This window comes from Caldicellulosiruptor diazotrophicus (assembly GCF_017347585.1).
GTDB lineage: Bacteria > Bacillota > Thermoanaerobacteria > Caldicellulosiruptorales > Caldicellulosiruptoraceae > Caldicellulosiruptor > Caldicellulosiruptor diazotrophicus.
This window is the reverse complement of sequence record NZ_AP024480.1, coordinates 1045793-1061867: the sequence shown is the minus strand read 5'-3', so window position 1 is coordinate 1061867 and position 16075 is coordinate 1045793. Positions and strand designations below refer to the sequence as shown.

The 16075-nt window shown below is 33.3% G+C and carries 14 protein-coding genes and 5 tRNA genes; 1 reads left to right on the top strand and 18 read right to left on the bottom strand.

Translation table 11 applies throughout. The features are described from left to right. Window positions 1-112 precede the first annotated feature (112 nt). The 15 genes from CaldiYA01_RS05045 to CaldiYA01_RS04975 all read right to left on the bottom strand — a co-directional run bounded on the left by CaldiYA01_RS05045 (window position 113) and on the right by CaldiYA01_RS04975 (window position 11921). Window positions 113-187: transfer RNA gene (locus CaldiYA01_RS05045), tRNA-Glu, on the bottom strand. Window positions 188-204: 17 nt separating this feature from the next. Then, a tRNA-Met gene (locus tag CaldiYA01_RS05040) sits at window positions 205-281 on the bottom strand. 20 nt (window positions 282-301) lie between these two features. Then, window positions 302-377 (bottom strand) — tRNA-Met (locus CaldiYA01_RS05035). A 5-nt stretch (window positions 378-382) separates the two neighbouring features. After that, a tRNA-Leu gene (locus CaldiYA01_RS05030) sits at window positions 383-472 on the bottom strand. 2602 nt (window positions 473-3074) lie between these two features. Continuing rightward, window positions 3075-3236, bottom strand: a complete 162-nt coding sequence (locus CaldiYA01_RS05025) for a hypothetical protein (protein ID WP_207182130.1) — start codon at window positions 3234-3236, stop codon at window positions 3075-3077. Then, entirely contained in the window at window positions 3233-3469 is a 237-nt protein-coding gene (locus CaldiYA01_RS05020; protein ID WP_207182129.1) for a hypothetical protein, read from the bottom strand. Before CaldiYA01_RS05020 ends, CaldiYA01_RS05025 begins: the two co-directional genes overlap by 4 nt. A 154-nt stretch (window positions 3470-3623) precedes the next feature. Continuing rightward, window positions 3624-5495, bottom strand: a complete 1872-nt coding sequence (locus tag CaldiYA01_RS05015) for a DnaB-like helicase N-terminal domain-containing protein (protein ID WP_207182128.1) — start codon at window positions 5493-5495, stop codon at window positions 3624-3626. 230 nt (window positions 5496-5725) lie between these two features. After that, window positions 5726-5905, bottom strand: coding sequence for a helix-turn-helix domain-containing protein (locus CaldiYA01_RS05010; protein ID WP_207182127.1), 180 nt, complete (start codon window positions 5903-5905; stop codon window positions 5726-5728). 295 nt (window positions 5906-6200) lie between these two features. Then, entirely contained in the window at window positions 6201-6413 is a 213-nt protein-coding gene (locus CaldiYA01_RS05005) for a helix-turn-helix domain-containing protein (RefSeq protein WP_207182124.1), read from the bottom strand. Window positions 6414-6816: 403 nt separating this feature from the next. Continuing rightward, window positions 6817-7146 (bottom strand): hypothetical protein, encoded by a 330-nt coding sequence (locus CaldiYA01_RS05000; protein WP_207182123.1) that lies wholly within the window; start codon window positions 7144-7146, stop codon window positions 6817-6819. An 8-nt stretch (window positions 7147-7154) separates the two neighbouring features. Next, a complete protein-coding gene (locus CaldiYA01_RS04995; RefSeq protein ID WP_207182121.1) occupies window positions 7155-8114 on the bottom strand; it encodes a tyrosine-type recombinase/integrase in 960 nt (319 codons plus the stop codon). A 274-nt stretch (window positions 8115-8388) separates the two neighbouring features. Further along, window positions 8389-8473, bottom strand: a tRNA-Leu gene (locus CaldiYA01_RS04990). 139 nt (window positions 8474-8612) lie between these two features. Further along, window positions 8613-9005: a secondary thiamine-phosphate synthase enzyme YjbQ gene (locus tag CaldiYA01_RS04985; RefSeq protein WP_207182119.1), complete on the bottom strand. Its 393-nt coding sequence runs from the start codon at window positions 9003-9005 to the stop codon at window positions 8613-8615. Window positions 9006-9024: 19 nt separating this feature from the next. Continuing rightward, the gene (locus CaldiYA01_RS04980) at window positions 9025-9537 is read right to left on the bottom strand and encodes a nitroreductase family protein (RefSeq protein ID WP_207182108.1); all 513 of its coding nucleotides are present in this window, start codon (window positions 9535-9537) and stop codon (window positions 9025-9027) included. A 20-nt stretch (window positions 9538-9557) separates the two neighbouring features. Further along, entirely contained in the window at window positions 9558-11921 is a 2364-nt protein-coding gene (locus tag CaldiYA01_RS04975; RefSeq protein WP_207182106.1) for an ATP-binding protein, read from the bottom strand. A 183-nt stretch (window positions 11922-12104) separates the two neighbouring features. Here CaldiYA01_RS04975 and CaldiYA01_RS04970 point away from each other — a divergent pair, with 183 nt between their 5' ends. After that, the gene (locus tag CaldiYA01_RS04970; RefSeq protein WP_207182100.1) at window positions 12105-12863 is read left to right on the top strand and encodes a DUF6062 family protein; all 759 of its coding nucleotides are present in this window, start codon (window positions 12105-12107) and stop codon (window positions 12861-12863) included. Window positions 12864-12871: 8 nt separating this feature from the next. On the opposite strand, the gene CaldiYA01_RS04965 is transcribed toward CaldiYA01_RS04970, so the two are convergent. The 3 genes from CaldiYA01_RS04965 to CaldiYA01_RS04955 are packed head-to-tail and all read right to left on the bottom strand — an operon-like array spanning window position 12872 to window position 16073. After that, window positions 12872-13681, bottom strand: coding sequence for an Asp23/Gls24 family envelope stress response protein (locus CaldiYA01_RS04965; protein ID WP_207182098.1), 810 nt, complete (start codon window positions 13679-13681; stop codon window positions 12872-12874). 47 nt (window positions 13682-13728) lie between these two features. Beyond that, the gene (gene ispD, locus CaldiYA01_RS04960) at window positions 13729-14406 is read right to left on the bottom strand and encodes a 2-C-methyl-D-erythritol 4-phosphate cytidylyltransferase (RefSeq protein ID WP_207182093.1); all 678 of its coding nucleotides are present in this window, start codon (window positions 14404-14406) and stop codon (window positions 13729-13731) included. Window positions 14407-14420: 14 nt separating this feature from the next. Further along, window positions 14421-16073: an FAD-dependent oxidoreductase gene (locus tag CaldiYA01_RS04955; RefSeq protein ID WP_207182732.1), complete on the bottom strand. Its 1653-nt coding sequence runs from the start codon at window positions 16071-16073 to the stop codon at window positions 14421-14423. Window positions 16074-16075: the final 2 nt, after the last annotated feature.

Here is a 16075-nt window from a genome sequence, read left to right as displayed (position 1 = left end):
AAACAAAACATCACACTCGAAACTGTAGTGAAAAGGGAGAAGAAATATATTGAAAAGATTGTATAAAATAAATAAAAGGGCCTTTTTAAAAGCCCTTTTTTCCTTTTTTATTTGGTGACCCCGAGGGGATTCGAACCCCTGTTACAGGCGTGAAAGGCCTGTGTCTTAACCACTTGACCACGGGGCCATAACCTTTACATAAAATGGTGGCGGCGAACGGATTCGAACCGCTGACACTGCGGGTATGAACCGCATGCTCTAGCCAACTGAGCTACGCCGCCATTTTTAATATTTTAAATTTTGGTTGCGGGGGGAGGATTTGAACCTCCGACCTTCGGGTTATGAGCCCGACGAGCTACCAGCTGCTCCACCCCGCGATATCTGGTGCCGGAAACCGGACTTGAACCGGTACGACCTTATTCAGGTCCCAGGATTTTAAGTCCTGTGCGTCTGCCAGTTCCGCCACTCCGGCATCGCAATTATATATTTTAATAGGGTTTTCAAGCATTGTCAAGAGTCTTTTTACTCGCAAAAACCACCAAACACCTTTAAAAAACTCATTTACCGAACAGGACTTTTAAGTGTTCTCAAATTAAAACATTCAAAAATCCTGTATGGTTTGTTCGTTATCAGTTTAACCCCAAAGTAAAGAATTCTCAATAGAGAAAATTTGTTTGAGTTTAATTGCTATCTGTTGCCATAACAGCATATCATAACATCCAATTTTATGCTTCAAAATATCGGCTAAAGGCAGCACGCAACAATGAACCTTCTTCAAATTCTTGCCCCCTACACCTTGCTTTTGGCTGCTTCATGGCTTTACTTTCCTTTTAATTGCTGCCAGAAATCAATTCTATTTTGCAAACAAAGGTCAAAGAAAAGGTAGTTTGACATATCCAAACACTATTGACGACCTCGCAACTTGCGAACCTATAACACAACCATTGAATAAACTTTCCTAAAACCAAAAGCTTTTGACTTTAAATAATTGCCACATTTTAACATTGCACAAAATTGCTATTTTGTGCAAACATAAATTTACAATGCCACCTTATTTGTCTTACTATGCCATGGTTTTGGTTTTCCAAATGCTAATAATCATCTTTGTTGTAATTTATTTTCTGTTCTGTAAACTGCCCTATCTCCTTCATTACCAGTTACAAAATAGCACAGTTTGACCCTATTTTCCTAATTGAAAATCATTCTCAATTAGCCATCTCTCAAGGTTTGGATGTGTAAACTTAATACCCCACCAAGGTTTACTCATTTTGTGCAAAAATGTCGCATTATACCATCCAAATTTAATCCTGTCTCTCTCTATCTCAAATCAACATCCAAACAACCAATTAAGGTAACCTGCTTTTAAATTCACCAGTTTTTTATAACCTTCACACTTTAACATAAACAATTCAGTCTCTATATTGCAAATACCATTTTACAACAAAACCTGAAAAGTCTTGATATTGCTTGTTTAGAATTAAATTGCCTTCTATTACTTGATACTTCTAATATCAAAGGCAATTTTTCCAAACAAAATCCTTTGAAATCGGTTTCTTTTGATTCAAAATTCAACGGGTAATATTTTTATACTACCCTTAACTTTGTTCGCTATATGTTCGCTATGGTTTTTGAAATTTTAAATCTCCAGCAAAGAACTAAATAACTTTGGGATAACCTTTTAGGGTAGACAAAACAAAAATACTGCAAAGTCTTGATACTGCTTGGCTTAGAATGATTGACAGTAAAGCCTTGATACATCTACAACGAAAGCTATTTTCATAGCAAGATTTGTGTATAAAGCCTTTATAAGCTACAAAAAATAGCTGGGTAATATCTTTATACCACCATTTAGATTTTTGCTTCTCTGCATGGCTGTATTTTAAATTTTCAACAACAATTAGTGATAAGCTTTTAGACAGGAAAATTTAATAACAGCAAAATAACTCCAAAACCTTGATATTGCTTGATTTGTCAGGATATGTTTTAAACCCTTGATATGTCTAAATTACAAAGCAATTTCACAAGAAAAATTGTTTTAGAAGCCTTTATAAGCTTCAAAAATTGACAGGGTAATATCTTTATACCCCCCCCCCTGTTAATTTTTGTTTGTCTATGGGGCTGTATTTTAAAATCTTGACAATTCCAAATACACTTTAGATTTTCAGCCTTAAAATCGGGAATATACTTTGTAAAATCAATGAGAATTACCACAAACATAGAAATGACATGCCTTTGGACTTTTTTCGTACTTTTTTCGTACTTTTTTCGTACTTTTTTCGTAAAAGGGCTATGTCTTAAAAGCCTTGATATTTCCAATGTCAACCGACTTTTTACCCTTTTTTCGTTTTTTTCGTATGATATTTTTTAAAAATCTCATGACTAATTTGTCAAGCTAAAATTAGCAGCCAAAGAATAGATTTGACTTAAAAGATGTGGACAGGATAAAATAAGTCATAACCACATTTAGACCACAAAGAACAATGCAAAATAAAGTCCATGCTTTAAAATTTTAACTGTGATTCTTTAAATCTTATTTGCTGTTTAGAATAAGAAATACTTGTTTTAAGTTGTATACATTCTTTGTTCAAGTTTAATTTCTTTTTATTTTTAGTTTGCTTAATTTAAGGCTTTTATTCTAAATTTTTCTTTGGCAATTGATTTTCATAATTATTCAAAGTTTAGTGCATGATTATCTTTTTTTATAGTGGACAATTTGTTTTTGTCTTTAATTGCCATCCTTCAAGTTTCAAGCCATTTAGTAAAATTTAAAGTAAACCAATCAAATAGATTGACATTCACAATATGAATAAATTCTTGAATTCCATTATTTTACTTTTGCTTGTTTTAGAATATAAATGCTGCTTGAACATTTAAAGTTTTAAAACTTAATTTGTGCTATAATTTACTTTGAAGTTTTTATTTGATAATTTATATCAACTTTTGATTTTACTTTTGTTACTGCCTTTATTTCCCCTACCACATTCAGTTTTTAAGCACATTTCAAGCTGGTAGGGTATGCAATTCTACAAAGTGGCTAAGAAAAGAAAAGAGACCACAACTAAGGTGGTCTCTTACTACTTGGCAATATATTTTGGACAATGTATTTCTTTCACTCTAAAACTCTGTTTGCAATTGTTTTTACACTTCTCACAAAGAGAATGGTATTGAATTTTACCCTTGTCGTTTCTGAAAAAATACCACTCATCAATGTAATTTCTCTTTGTTTTTGTCATCATGATAAAGACCCCCTTTGTTTTCTGTTTGTTTGTATTAGCCCAATTAGAGACACTGTTAAAATAATCACAACCCAAATCCCAGCTGCAATTAAAAACACATTGTCAAACATAGCACTAATTGCCAAAAACAAGCTGTGTTGAAGTGAACAAACAATATCTTTTTGTTTTACCCAGAAATAAGCTGGTAGAAAGACTAAAAGAATCAAAAAATACAAAGCTAAAATCCATATCATTTAAAACACCTCTCTTTTGTTATTGATGTGTTAAAAAACAAAAAGCAGCCTTTATTGGCTGCTTTTATAATGTTGTTGTTTTTTAAATCCCCAATGGGTAGGCTAATCTGCTAAGGCACAGGCACATACACACAGACACAGCTTTAAAACTAAACTAAACAAAAGCTAATACTGGTTCGGTGTGTTTCACTTCTACCGCAATAATTTCATTACAATTTTTACAATAATACCCACCAATAGCCGGTGTATATCCAAGTAATGTGTTGCATTTCAAACAGGGCATTTGTTGATGTGAAAAGAATGTGTCAACTTCTTGCGTTGTTACCTTCTCAGTCGTATAAAATATAATTTTTTGGTCTGTCTTACTTATCTCTATTTTCCTTATTTTTTGCTTAATTGCCTCAACATTCTCATTAGTGCTGTTTAAAAAGTGTGAACTCTGTGAACTCTGTGAACTCTGATTCTTTAAATCCACATCTGATAAGGCTTTTACAGAGTTCACACTTGGCTCTAAGTTAATAGAAAAGTGTGAATTCCAGCTTATGGGATTCACAGAGTTCACACTCTTCACACTCTTCACAGAGTTCACGCTCTTCACAGAGTTCATTGTATTCATAGAATTGTTGTCGCTCTCTTCGCTTTCAGCTAACACATAAAGACCATTCACAGATTTTATTAAACCTGCGCTTGACATTTTAAGTAGCAATCTATTAGTTGTGGTTCTGTTCTTGCCTAAGTATTCTGCTACTTGTTTTGGTGTTGCTGCACCGCCTAAGTCCCTGATAGCCTCTAGAATTTCCCTTCTTTCTTTTGATAATTTATGTTCTTTTGCAGTTCCCAATAGTATCCAAAAACTATTTTCAAATCTTAAAGCTAATTCCTGTTCTTCTACGTCACGTCCAGTAATACGTAAACAAGCCTCTACCTCGCCACGCTGTCTTTGTAGATGTAAAATAGTATCAACTGCTGCTGTCACACGACCAAGCACACCTTCTACAAAATCATCGACAGCACTTTTCTTGGTATGATGCAATAATATCAATGTCGCCCCTGTTTCAACGCACAAATTCTGCAAACCTAAGATTACTTCATAGTCTTGCTCATAAGTATTCTTTCTTAAATTTTCAATAATTTTCATTTTTACTTTAAAAACTTTTAATGTATCTACAAATACAACTTCAATATTGTTCTTCTTTATGATATGCTCCAACCGTTCAAGGTTTAATGCTTCAATTTTTTTGTCATCCTTAGTAATAAATTTCAGATTGTCACTTCCTGGAAAACCTAATGTCAACAATCTGTCTTTTATACGTCTTTCTGTGTCTTCCAGTGCTAAATATAGCACCTTGTAATTCTTTTTAGGCAAAAAACCTAAAAAATCCTGACCTGTAGCAAGAGCACAAGCAAGTTGCAAAGCAAACCAACTTTTGCCTATTTTTTCGTTGCCTGCAATAATCGTGATCCCTTCACGTGGTATTATCTCGCCTATCAAAAAATCTACAGGTGTTAAGTCTTTTTGTAAAAGTTCTGAAGCAGACGTCAAAATTAATCCCGCTTCTTCTTTAACTTGAAATGCTTCATTTGTTATTGCCTCCATATCTTTCAAAAGCTGCTTTGCTTGTTCAAGATTCCCTTCTTGTAAATCTTTCAAAAGCAGCTCACCTTTTTTTATCATTTTGCGCTGTATAGATTTTTCTTTAACTATCTTTGCATAATACATAACATTTGCTGTTGTGGGAGTGTTTATAATAAGGTTAGTTAGATATTCACTCCCACCTACAACATCATAGCTTCCTCTTTCCCTTAGCCGTTCTGAAACTGTTATAACATCTATGGGCTTGCCTTCTTTAAAAAGGTCCATGATAGCAGAAAAAACTTCTTTTAGCTCTGGAGTTGCAAAATCTTCTTCTCTTAAGATCTCTGCAACCTCTGATATTGCTTCTTTACTAAGAAGCATAGCACCAATGACTGCTTCTTCACTTTCCAAAGACTGTAGATTAGATGTATTAGTTTTTAAAATATCCATTGTGTTCTACCTCCTTTAGTATTTTTTAAAGAGAAAACAAAAATAAATGCCAAATCCTCAAAGTTTTTATTAAAATCGTGTTGACTTTTAAAAAGAGATGCAATAAAATTAAAATTAATGAAGTTTAATAATAAAAAGCGAAAAAAAAGAATTAAAAAGATAAAAAAATGTAGCAAATGGCTTTGTAATCAAAGCCTATTTTTTTCCCACCCCACCCCCACCCCAAACCATTATTGTGTTACTTTGTCTATCCACTCTTTAAGCTTATCCTTAGGAATCAAAACTTTCCTACCGACCCTGATTACAGGTATCTCTTTGTTCTTGATAAGTCTGAAAACTGTCGTCAAACTCAGTCCCAATACCTGTGCCGTCTCTTTTGGAGTATAGGTTAACTTTTCATAATCATTCATTTTATAACCCCCCAATTTTTGTTTTTTTCAATATAACAAACTTGTTTTCTGTCCAATATATTGTGTTACCTTTTTGTTTCTCACATAATATATTATATCAAATTTGTGTATCAAAGTTTATGTTTTTGTTATCTATTACTTTTGTTGTTACTTTTGCTGTTACTTAGTTTTGCATAATTGCCTTACACCCTTAAAACACTGCATTTATTAAATGCAGATTCAAAATTTTTCCTCTAAAAACTATAAATTGCCTCTAAAAATCGTGATTTTGCACAATTGTTACTTGAAAAAAAGATTAATCCTCAATCTCTTTTAAAGACCCATCTTCATTGAACAACTCATCTTCTGGCACATTGAAAAATTTAGCCAATCTCTTTTTTACCTTTGGATAAGCTTTTCTTTCCCCTCTTTCAATTGAAGTCAACAAAGTGTAATTGATACCAGCTGCCAAAGATAGCTTTGCTGATGATAAATTATGCTGTTTCTTCAAATACTCTAATTTCGTCATTTTAAATCAACTCCTTTCCTGTGTTTTTCAAAAATAAAAGCTGCCCCAAAAGAAGCTTAAAACTTCTTCTGAAGGCAGCTTTTTTTTAAAATTTGTGTGTTCACTTTTTACCCTTCTATATACTATTATACCACAAATGTTGTAAAAAACCCTATTTTTAGCTGTGTTGTGAAAAATGCACTATTTTAAAAGGCTTGATACTATTGAAATAAAAGGTAGTGATAACGTCACATGATAGTGAATACTTCATTTTTATTGTGCATTTTGCTATCAATTCAATTGCTTGGTATTACTGATTTTCTTTCTAATACCATACCCTGTTTGGGTATACAAAAACATTTGTTCTGTATTGATAAGGTTTACATAATACAATTTTTAAACTTGTGCATACAACTTTTTTATCTCAGTATGTCATTACAACTTCTGCGTCTTCTTTTTCGTCCACTACAGCAATTACACCTGAAAGCTTGTCCTCGTTGGCATACACTCTTACAACACTACTTTGAGATGGTAACATTCCTAAAGCCTTATCAATCCCTTCTAATAGCTTAAACCACGCTTTTATTCTTTTGTCTCTGTCAATTTTTCTGTTCACTTGAAGATAAACATTTTTAATGCCCATTTCCTCTAAAATTAAACAACCACCACCTGCAACCTGATTGTCTTTAAACACGTCACTGTAGCCAACAAAGAAGTCTATTTTGTTTTCCTCATCATAAAAATGGTATAACATCTTTAAACTCACTCCTTCTTTTTATTTTGATTTTTTATATTTCCAACCCTGTTTAAGGGTTGTTTTAGCAAAGTGTTAATCGGTGTTGCCTTAGCATGAATTTCTTGTAGGTCTTTCTGGGTAAAGTGGACGTACTTTTTTGTCATTTCCAATGTTGTATGTCCCATTATCTTTTGCAAACTCAATTCATAACCACCATTTTTGAGATACAGCAAAGCAAACATATGCCTTAAATCATATGGTCTTATTTTCACACCTAATTGTTTACTATACTCTCTCATTCTTTCATTCCATCTATACCTGTTTAAAGGCTTTCCTGATACTGAACAAAATACAGGAACGCTGTCATCCCATTTGGGATGTCTTGAAGATATGAGTTTTTTAATTGCGTTTGCTGTTACTGGTGAGATTGGCAACACTCTTGATACTCTTGTCTTTGCTACATCTGAAGGAATTACAACCTGCAAATTCTTAAAATCAAAATGGTCTTTTAGCAAAGAAAAGGCTTCTTTCGGTCTTATTCCTGTGTCAAGTGTCAATAACATCAATGCATAATCACGTAAACCAGCAAATGTTTTTCTGTTTGGTAACTGGAGTAGCTTTTGAAGTGTTTCAATGTCAATTTCAACAATTCTGTCATCTGTCTTTCTTGGCTTGAATTTAGCAATGGGATTTGACGGAATAATCCCTTCTTCAACACACCAATTTAAAAAGGCTTTCAAGTTTTTCATTCTTAGATTGTAAGTCACTGGTTTCATTGGTTGCGATAAATACTCAATCAAACACTTTCTTAACTTCTCTGTGTCATTAAAGCAATCTGGGTAACGTCTAAAAAATGAACTGATGTGACGTTCATAGTCCCTAATCGTTAAATCACTTCTACCTTGTGCTTTTTTGTAAGATAAGAAAAGCTGTAATGCGTCTTCCCAATCTGAATTTGAATTGTTGACTTTGAGTTGTTTAGGCATAATAAAAACCACCTCACACCTACTTTTATTCTTTTGGTGTTTGGTGGCTGCGTTTGGATAATACTTTGTTCTCCTGTTTTTATTTCATGACCATAACAGACCTTTTTACTCAATTGTGTAAATTTAAAATGTTCAAAGCCTTGATAATTCTTAGTTTCTAATTACATCCATATTTGGTAGTTTTAAGTCCTGTGCGTCTGCCAGTTCCGCCACTCCGGCATCGCAATTATATATTTTAATGATTTCATTTGTTTTTGTCAAGATATTTTTCCTTTGGTGCGGGTAGAGGGACTTGAACCCCCACGGCTGTTGCCACTAGATCCTAAGTCTAGCGCGTCTGCCAATTCCGCCATACCCGCTTGTTTTTGCGTATTATATTTTAGCACAAGCTTTCTTCTTTGTCAAATGTAAAGGTTTTTGCTCCGAACACCTATTTTAATTTTCTTTCTATAGATTCATAAAAGATGTTCGGAGCACATAAAAGTTTACTTTACGAAATTATTTTATATACACATATATCTTTCTTCTCCTTGGTCCATCAAACTCACAAAAGAACACCCCTTGCCATGTACCGAGCATCATCTCACCATTTCGAATTATAATATTGACTGATGAACCTATTATGCTTGCCTTTATATGCGCATCAGAATTACCCTCATTATGGCTATACCCATTGTTCACTGGTACTAACTTTTCAAGCTGCTTTTTTATATCACTTACAACTGACGGGTCAGCATGTTCATTGAGTGTAATGCCTGCAGTTGTATGTGGAACAAATACTGTCATTAGTCCCTCTTCAATATTAGATTGTCTAATAATTTCTTTAAGCTTACTTGTGATATCAATAAAGTCAACTCTCTCTTTTGTTCTTATCTCAATTTCCCTAAACAATTAGAAATTCCCTCCCGTATTATTTTCTTTGGTACTTGTTCCAGTGAAGTATTGAAGATAGGGGCTTTTTGTTTCTTACAGGTTCTTCATCAGCATAACCTATTGCAATGAGTGCACATAGTTCTAAATCGTCTGGAACATTTAGCAGCCTCTTGACATCTTCCGAATGCTCCTTTTTATAGCTTGCAACCCAACAACTTCCAAGACCTAAGGCTTTTGCAGCTATTAAAATGTACGTTGTTGCCGCTGACATATCTTCTAAAATATATTCGAAATCTTTTTCATAAAGCACAGCAACACAGCAAGAGGCATCTTCTATAAATTTGCCATATCGAGCTTTTTGAGCAATTTGTCTTTTTACATCTTCGTCTGTTACCACAACAAATTCCCAACCTTCATTTCCTCTTGCAGTAGGCGCAAATCTTGCAGCATCAATTATCTTTTCAATAACTTCTTTATCGATAGCCATATTTTTTTTATATTTTCTGATACTTCTTCGAGATTTTAAAACTTCCAACATATCCATAGACATCTCAAAATATCTCTCCTTTCTTACTCATCTTTTTTATCACTAATACTCACTAAATTATCTAAGTATTTTTTTAACTTTTGTTTTGCCAAAAGTACTACTTCATTAAACTTTTTACCTGTCAAAATCTCAACAGCCTCATCTATTGATTTTACTGCCCATATATGAAAATTTTCTTTCCTAACTTCCTCTACCACCTCGTCACACAATACTAAATTTTTAATATTTTGATGTGGAATTATAACACCCTGCTTGCCATTTAAACCCTTTTTCTTGCAAACATAATAAAAACCTTCTATCTTTTTTGTCACACCACCAACAGGCTGAATAACCCCCTTTTGGTTTACAGAACCTGTAATTGCTATCCCCTGATAAATTGGTACATTGCTCAAGGCTGAAAGCAGCGCACAAAGTTCAGCTGCTGATGCAGAATCACCTTCAATGCCAGAATATAGCTGTTCAAAGCATATAGCAGCGTTTAAAGCAAGTGGCATATCTTGAGCAAACAGTTGAGAAATATATCCTGAGATAATTAAAATACCTTTGCTATGAGTTTTACCAGACATTTGTACTTCACGTTCAATATTTATTATACCACTTCTTCCGCTACTTGTGGTAACTGTTATTAAAGAAGGTTTGCCAAAAACATAGTCACCAACATCCAAAATCGCAAGAGCATTTATTTGCCCTACCTTGTAGCCATCCACATCAACCAGAATAGTACCTTCCTCAATCATCCTATTTATTTTTTCCTCATATTTTGCACTTCTGTATTCTTTTTCGCAAATTGCTTTACTCACATGTTCCTTCTTCACCACATTGCTTCCTTCAAGTTCTGCCCAAGTGTTAGCTTCTGCCAATATTTCAACAATTTCATTAAACCGCGTTGAAAGCTTTTCCTGATTCTCAACAAGTCTACAGGAATATTCAATTACTTTCTCGACAGCATCTTTTGAAAATGGCATAGCATTTTCATTTTTACAAAATGAACTAATAAACTGAATCATCTTATAGAGATTATCTTGATTGTAATCCATTTCGTTGTCAAAATCAGCTTTAATCTTGAAAAGCTTTTTAAAATCTTCGTCGTATGTGTATAAGATGTTATAAATATACTCACTGCCAATTAAAATCACTTTCAAATCAACTGGTATAGGTTCTGGTTTTAAAGAAGGGGATATAAAAAGTCCGTAAATATCCTTTAGATTTTCAATGAATATCTGACCTGTTTTTAGTACTCTTTTCAAGGCTTCCCATGCTTGTGGATAACTCAGCAAATCCTTGGCCTGAAGGATAAGATATCCCCCGTTTGCTCTGTGAATCGCTCCAGCCTTGATTTTTGTGTAGTCTGTAACAAGGATGTTACCCATCTCGTTATCATATTCAATTTTACCTATGAGATTGTAATAGGTGGGATTTACTTCATAAACAACAGGAGCACCATTTAATTCTGAATTGTCAACAATTACATTAACTTTATATTTATCAAGTCTTGAGATCTTTTTGTATGGAACAAATTGTAAAGGAAATTGTGAATCTTCCTCTTCTTTGTCTAAAAAGTCATCAAGATTTTCTATAATGTCATCCATTACGCTATCAATATAATCCAAAATCTTTATGTTATCTTTATACTTGTTTCTGATTTCATATACATAATGACTTATTGTAAAGACAGCTATCCTTTTTTGTAGTTCTTTTATTCTCTCTTTCAATTCTTTTTCAAGCATCTTTATTTTTTTTAAAACTTCTTGTGTTTCAAGTTGAAGCTTTTTTACCTTTCTTTCTATTTCGTCTCTAATAGATTTCTCTAACTCAGGATATTCTTCTTCCGAAATCGCTCTACCATTTACAATAGGAATGAAATACACACCACTTGGTGTATACTTTATCTCAAAATCATATTCCCTTGCTTCTTCAGCTAACCTATCTAAAAGCTGTGTCCTCTTTTCCTGGTACTCATTGTAAATATTGTTTTTATCATTTTCATATTCCTCACTATTAAAAACCTTCTTTAAATCATTAATTACATACTCCAAAAAATCTGCCATATCTTTCTTAAAAACCTTACCCATTCCATTCGGAAGAGATATTGCAATAGGTGAATCTGGATTGACAAAGTTATAGACATAGACCCAGTCGTTCGGAGCAGGTTTGTTTTTTGATATCTCCTTTAAATAATTTTCAGCAAAACTTGTCTTACCTGTACCTGTGGGACCACACATGTAAATGTTGTATCCTTTTGTAGTAACACTCAATCCAAATTCAAATGCTCTTTTGGCTCTTTCTTGCCCAATTATCGTGTTCAAAGGTTCTATCTCATTTGTGGTTATAAATTCAAAATTGGATAAATCTACATTCCTTTTTAATTTATCTGGTGTAAGTTTCATAAACATTCACTCCATCTTTATAGTTTTGCCTTAAAAATTTTATACCCTTTTTTAAGATATTTATTCTTTTTTATAAAAAACTTTGTTGTTAGAATGAGAAAATGGCTGTAAAATAAATGTTATGAACTATTTTAAAAATGGTAACAATTAATAAAATGAAAAAATATAAGGAGTTGGATTTAAATGGGAAACGAAAAGATATATATGATTCCTGTCAATGATGCTTTCTCGATAAATTGCGAATGTGCTTTTTGTTACCTTGAAAACAATTTTGAAAAACAATGTATTGAAATTGTGCTTGGAGAAAGTGTTATGGAGGTTGATACAAGAATAGAGACAAACAAAAAAGGGTTTTGCAGAAGACATTTTCATATGTTGCTTGAACAAAAAAATAAGCTTCCTTACGGACTTATATTGGAAACTCATCTCAATGAGATAAAAAAACATCTTGAAAATCTTATATATTTTAATCTTTCAGAACCAACATCGCAACAAAAAGAAAGGTTTATCAAAAAACTTTTTGGCAATCATAATTTGAACAAAAACAAATTAACAGATATAATCCAATACTTAGAAAATCTTTCTACTCAATGTATTATCTGTGAAAGAATTCAATCAAGGATGAAAAATTACTTTGAAGTATTCTTTTTCATGTGGAAAAACCAGAAAGAATTTCAGCAAAAAGTTCTTTCTTCAAAAGGATTTTGCTTACATCATTTTAATGAACTTTTAAAATACTCCATAGACCATATGTCTGGAAAAGAATTTAATAACTTTGTCGAAAAAATTTGCAAAATTGAGCTTGATAATCTTTCCCGAATTTATATAAACGTTTGTGACTTTAACAAACAGTTTGACTATCGAAATGCCAATAATACTGTAACCGAAGAAATAAGAAACTCTCTACTGAATGCCACTGAAAAACTTGGAAAATACAAGTAAAAATATCTCTACACTTGTATTCCTTTAGCAATGATGTGAATATACTCTACATTTATTGAGGTATAATATTCTATCTCCTTTTTTATCTCTCTTTGTAGTTCTTCAAGTATAGATTTTATGTTGCAACCAAATTTTAATATAACCTCAATCTTTATATACAACAGATTATTCTTGATAGCAAGGTCAATTGAAAGTATCTTAGTAATATCTTTGCTTTTTTTAATAACTCCTCGAACATACGCAATCAAGACATTTTCTGAAATAGTATATTCGCCCAAATAGCTAAAGGTAGGCCTTACTATCGTCTTTTCGGCAACAATATAATCGTTGAGGTTAATTCTCTTAAAAAGTTTTAAAGGATATATCAGCAAACCAGAAAAGTCTTTTTTTATTTCAAAAGTTGGAACAGGTACAACGTGTTTTCCTTCTTTATTTCGCATGGTTATTGCTTTTTTTATCTCAAGGTCGCTTGAAACTTCCTTGATATCAACAAACCTTTCAATAGTTCCCAATTCCAATCTTTTTGCTATCATCTGTGCCATCTGTTTGGATGTAGCTAAAATTAAAATAGAATCAATGTTTAAATCCTTTATGGCCTTTTTTACCTCATTTGCATGTTCAGCTTCCATAAAAAGTGCTCTTCTAACCGAAGCCAAATATGTAGGTTCTTTCTTTGCAGATTTTCCAGCAACAAGTTTTGAGTTGTAAACTAAAATACCATCGTCTATTATAGCGCTTGCTCCCAGCATTTTTGCAACCACTATTGCCTTATAGCTTTTACCTGTACCACTTGGTCCAACTAAAGCATATACCTTCACAGCCTCACAACCTTTTTAAAAAGTTATAAAACTTTTCAAAATATATTTTAATACCAATATCCCTTTTCCACAATAGCCTCTGCTATCATAAGATCTTCTTTCGTTGTTATTTTGAAATTTATCTTGCTATTTTCAACTATCTTAGGCTTTATACCTAACTGCTCAACATACTGAAGGTCATCTGTGAAAAATTCATTTTTAAACATCTCATATCCTCTGTATATTAAATCAAATTTAAAAACTTGAGGTGTTTGTATCAAACATATATTAGATCGTGGCAATGTATTTTGTATGTAACCATCCTCTACAAACTTTACAGTATCATTTGCCAAAATCCCAGGTGCCACTGCAAAATGAAACTTAACCTCTTTTACAAGCTTTTCAATTAGCTGTAAAGTGATAAAAGGTCTTGCAGCATCGTGGATTGCAACAACATCACATTCACCTTTTAAAATTTCCAATCCCCTTTTTACTGTGTCTGCTCTCTCTTTTCCTCCATAATCCCAAGAAATAATCTTGTTAAATTTATTCTTTAAATATTTTGCAATATCTTCAAAACCTTGAGGTACAAGTAACACGACTTTATCAATAAAGTGTGATTTCTCAAAAACTTCCAGAGAATATTCAACAATCATTTTACCCTTTAAAAACAAAAATTGTTTGGGGGTATTCCCCCCAAACCTTGTGCCTTTGCCTGCTGCACACAAAATAGCACATGTTTTCACTCTTTTCCCTCCAGTTACTCTACCATATCAGGATAATACATTTTCCATGATGTCCATCCACCACTCATATTTAAACATTCAAAACCACTTCCCTTTAAAATCAAACATCCGTGATATGACCTAAATCCAACACCACAATAAACTATAATCTTTTTGTCTTTCGGAAGTTCGTTTAGCCTTGACCTCAGATCATCCACAGGGATATTTATCGCTCCCTTTATATGTCCAAACTCGTACTCTTCAGGTGTTCTTACATCTAAGATAAGATACTCTGGATTTTCAAGAAACTCAAACACTTTGTCTGGTAAAACATTTTTTACCTCTCCACGAATTATATTAGAAGCTGTCATACCAGCCATTATAACAGGGTCTTTTGCAGATGAAAATGGTGGCGCATAAACAAGGTCAAGATTTTCTAGGTCAAATACCGTCAAACCTGCATATATTGCAGTTGCAATAACATCTGCTCTTTTGTCAACTCCTTCCTTACCAATAACTTGTGCTCCATAAATTTTTCCATTTGAATTGTCAAATATAAGTTTTATTGTTAGTTGTTTGCCACCTGGATAGTAGCCTGCATGATGGAGAGGATGAACAATAGTCACATTATAATCAAGTCCTTGGTCTTTACACTCTGCTTCACTAAGCCCAACCTTTGCCAAAGCCCAGTCAAATACCTTGATAATAGAACTGCCTATTACCCCTTTGAATTCCAAGTTTCCACCTGCTGCATTGCACCCAGCAACTCTTCCCTGTTTGTTTGCTGGTCCTGCCAAAGGAATCCATACATTTTTGCCTGTGATAATACTTTTTACTTCAACAGCATCGCCAGCTGCATAAATGTCAGGGTCAGAGGTCTGCATTTTGCTATTTACTACAATTCCTCTGTTCACCTCAAGACCAGCTTCTCTTGCAAGTTCAACATTTGGTATCACACCTGCTGTCTGAAAAACAATATCGCATTCTACCTCTTCACCATTTGAAAGTTTTAACTTTTTTGCAACTCCGTCAGAAACATCTGCATCAACCACAGATACTCCTGTTTTTATATTAATGCCTTTTTCTTTTAATGTATACACAACAGGGTTTGTCATCTCTTTGTCAAACTGAGGCAAAATAGAACTTTTCAGTTCAACAATAGTACAATCCAAACCCAGAAGATTTAATTGTTCAGCAAGTTCCATGCCAATATAGCCAGCTCCAATTATAACTGCTTTTCTAATTGGAGTTGTAGAAAAAGTCTCTTTTATTCCATCAACATCGTAAAGTGTAAAACATGTATAAGAGTTTTTGCAATCTTTCAAAAAAGGCAAAACAAAAGGTCTTGCACCTGTTGCAATGATTAACTTGTCATAGCTTTCTTCATATGTTGTATTATTTCTTTTGTCTAAAACAGTTACTGTTTTCTTACTTCTGTTAATTTTAATAGCCTGGGATAACGTACGAACATCAATGTTATATCTTTTTCTAAATAACTCTTCTCTTACAACAAGTAAGCTATCTCTTTTTGGGATTGTTCCACCAACATAGTACGGAAGACCGCAGTTTGCAAATGATACATATTCTCCCTGCTCAAGTAACACAATTTGAGCATGTTCGTTTGTTCTTCTAGCTTTTGTGGCTGCGGATGCTCCAGCTGCAACTCCACCAATTATAACAATTTTCATTT

Coding starts and splice junctions, on each gene's coding strand:
- CaldiYA01_RS05005 (WP_207182124.1), bottom strand. CDS start 6,413: ATGACGAAATTAGAGTATTTGAAGAAACAGCATAATTTATCATCAGCA.
- CaldiYA01_RS04995 (WP_207182121.1), bottom strand. CDS start 8,114: ATGCCTAAACAACTCAAAGTCAACAATTCAAATTCAGATTGGGAAGAC.
- CaldiYA01_RS05015 (WP_207182128.1), bottom strand. CDS start 5,495: ATGGATATTTTAAAAACTAATACATCTAATCTACAGTCTTTGGAAAGT.
- CaldiYA01_RS05010 (WP_207182127.1), bottom strand. CDS start 5,905: ATGAATGATTATGAAAAGTTAACCTATACTCCAAAAGAGACGGCACAG.
- CaldiYA01_RS05020 (WP_207182129.1), bottom strand. CDS start 3,469: ATGATATGGATTTTAGCTTTGTATTTTTTGATTCTTTTAGTCTTTCTA.
- CaldiYA01_RS04955 (WP_207182732.1), bottom strand. CDS start 16,073: ATGAAAATTGTTATAATTGGTGGAGTTGCAGCTGGAGCATCCGCAGCC.
- CaldiYA01_RS04975 (WP_207182106.1), bottom strand. CDS start 11,921: ATGAAACTTACACCAGATAAATTAAAAAGGAATGTAGATTTATCCAAT.
- CaldiYA01_RS05000 (WP_207182123.1), bottom strand. CDS start 7,146: ATGTTATACCATTTTTATGATGAGGAAAACAAAATAGACTTCTTTGTT.
- CaldiYA01_RS04980 (WP_207182108.1), bottom strand. CDS start 9,537: ATGTCTATGGATATGTTGGAAGTTTTAAAATCTCGAAGAAGTATCAGA.
- CaldiYA01_RS05025 (WP_207182130.1), bottom strand. CDS start 3,236: ATGATGACAAAAACAAAGAGAAATTACATTGATGAGTGGTATTTTTTC.
- CaldiYA01_RS04970 (WP_207182100.1), top strand. CDS start 12,105: ATGGGAAACGAAAAGATATATATGATTCCTGTCAATGATGCTTTCTCG.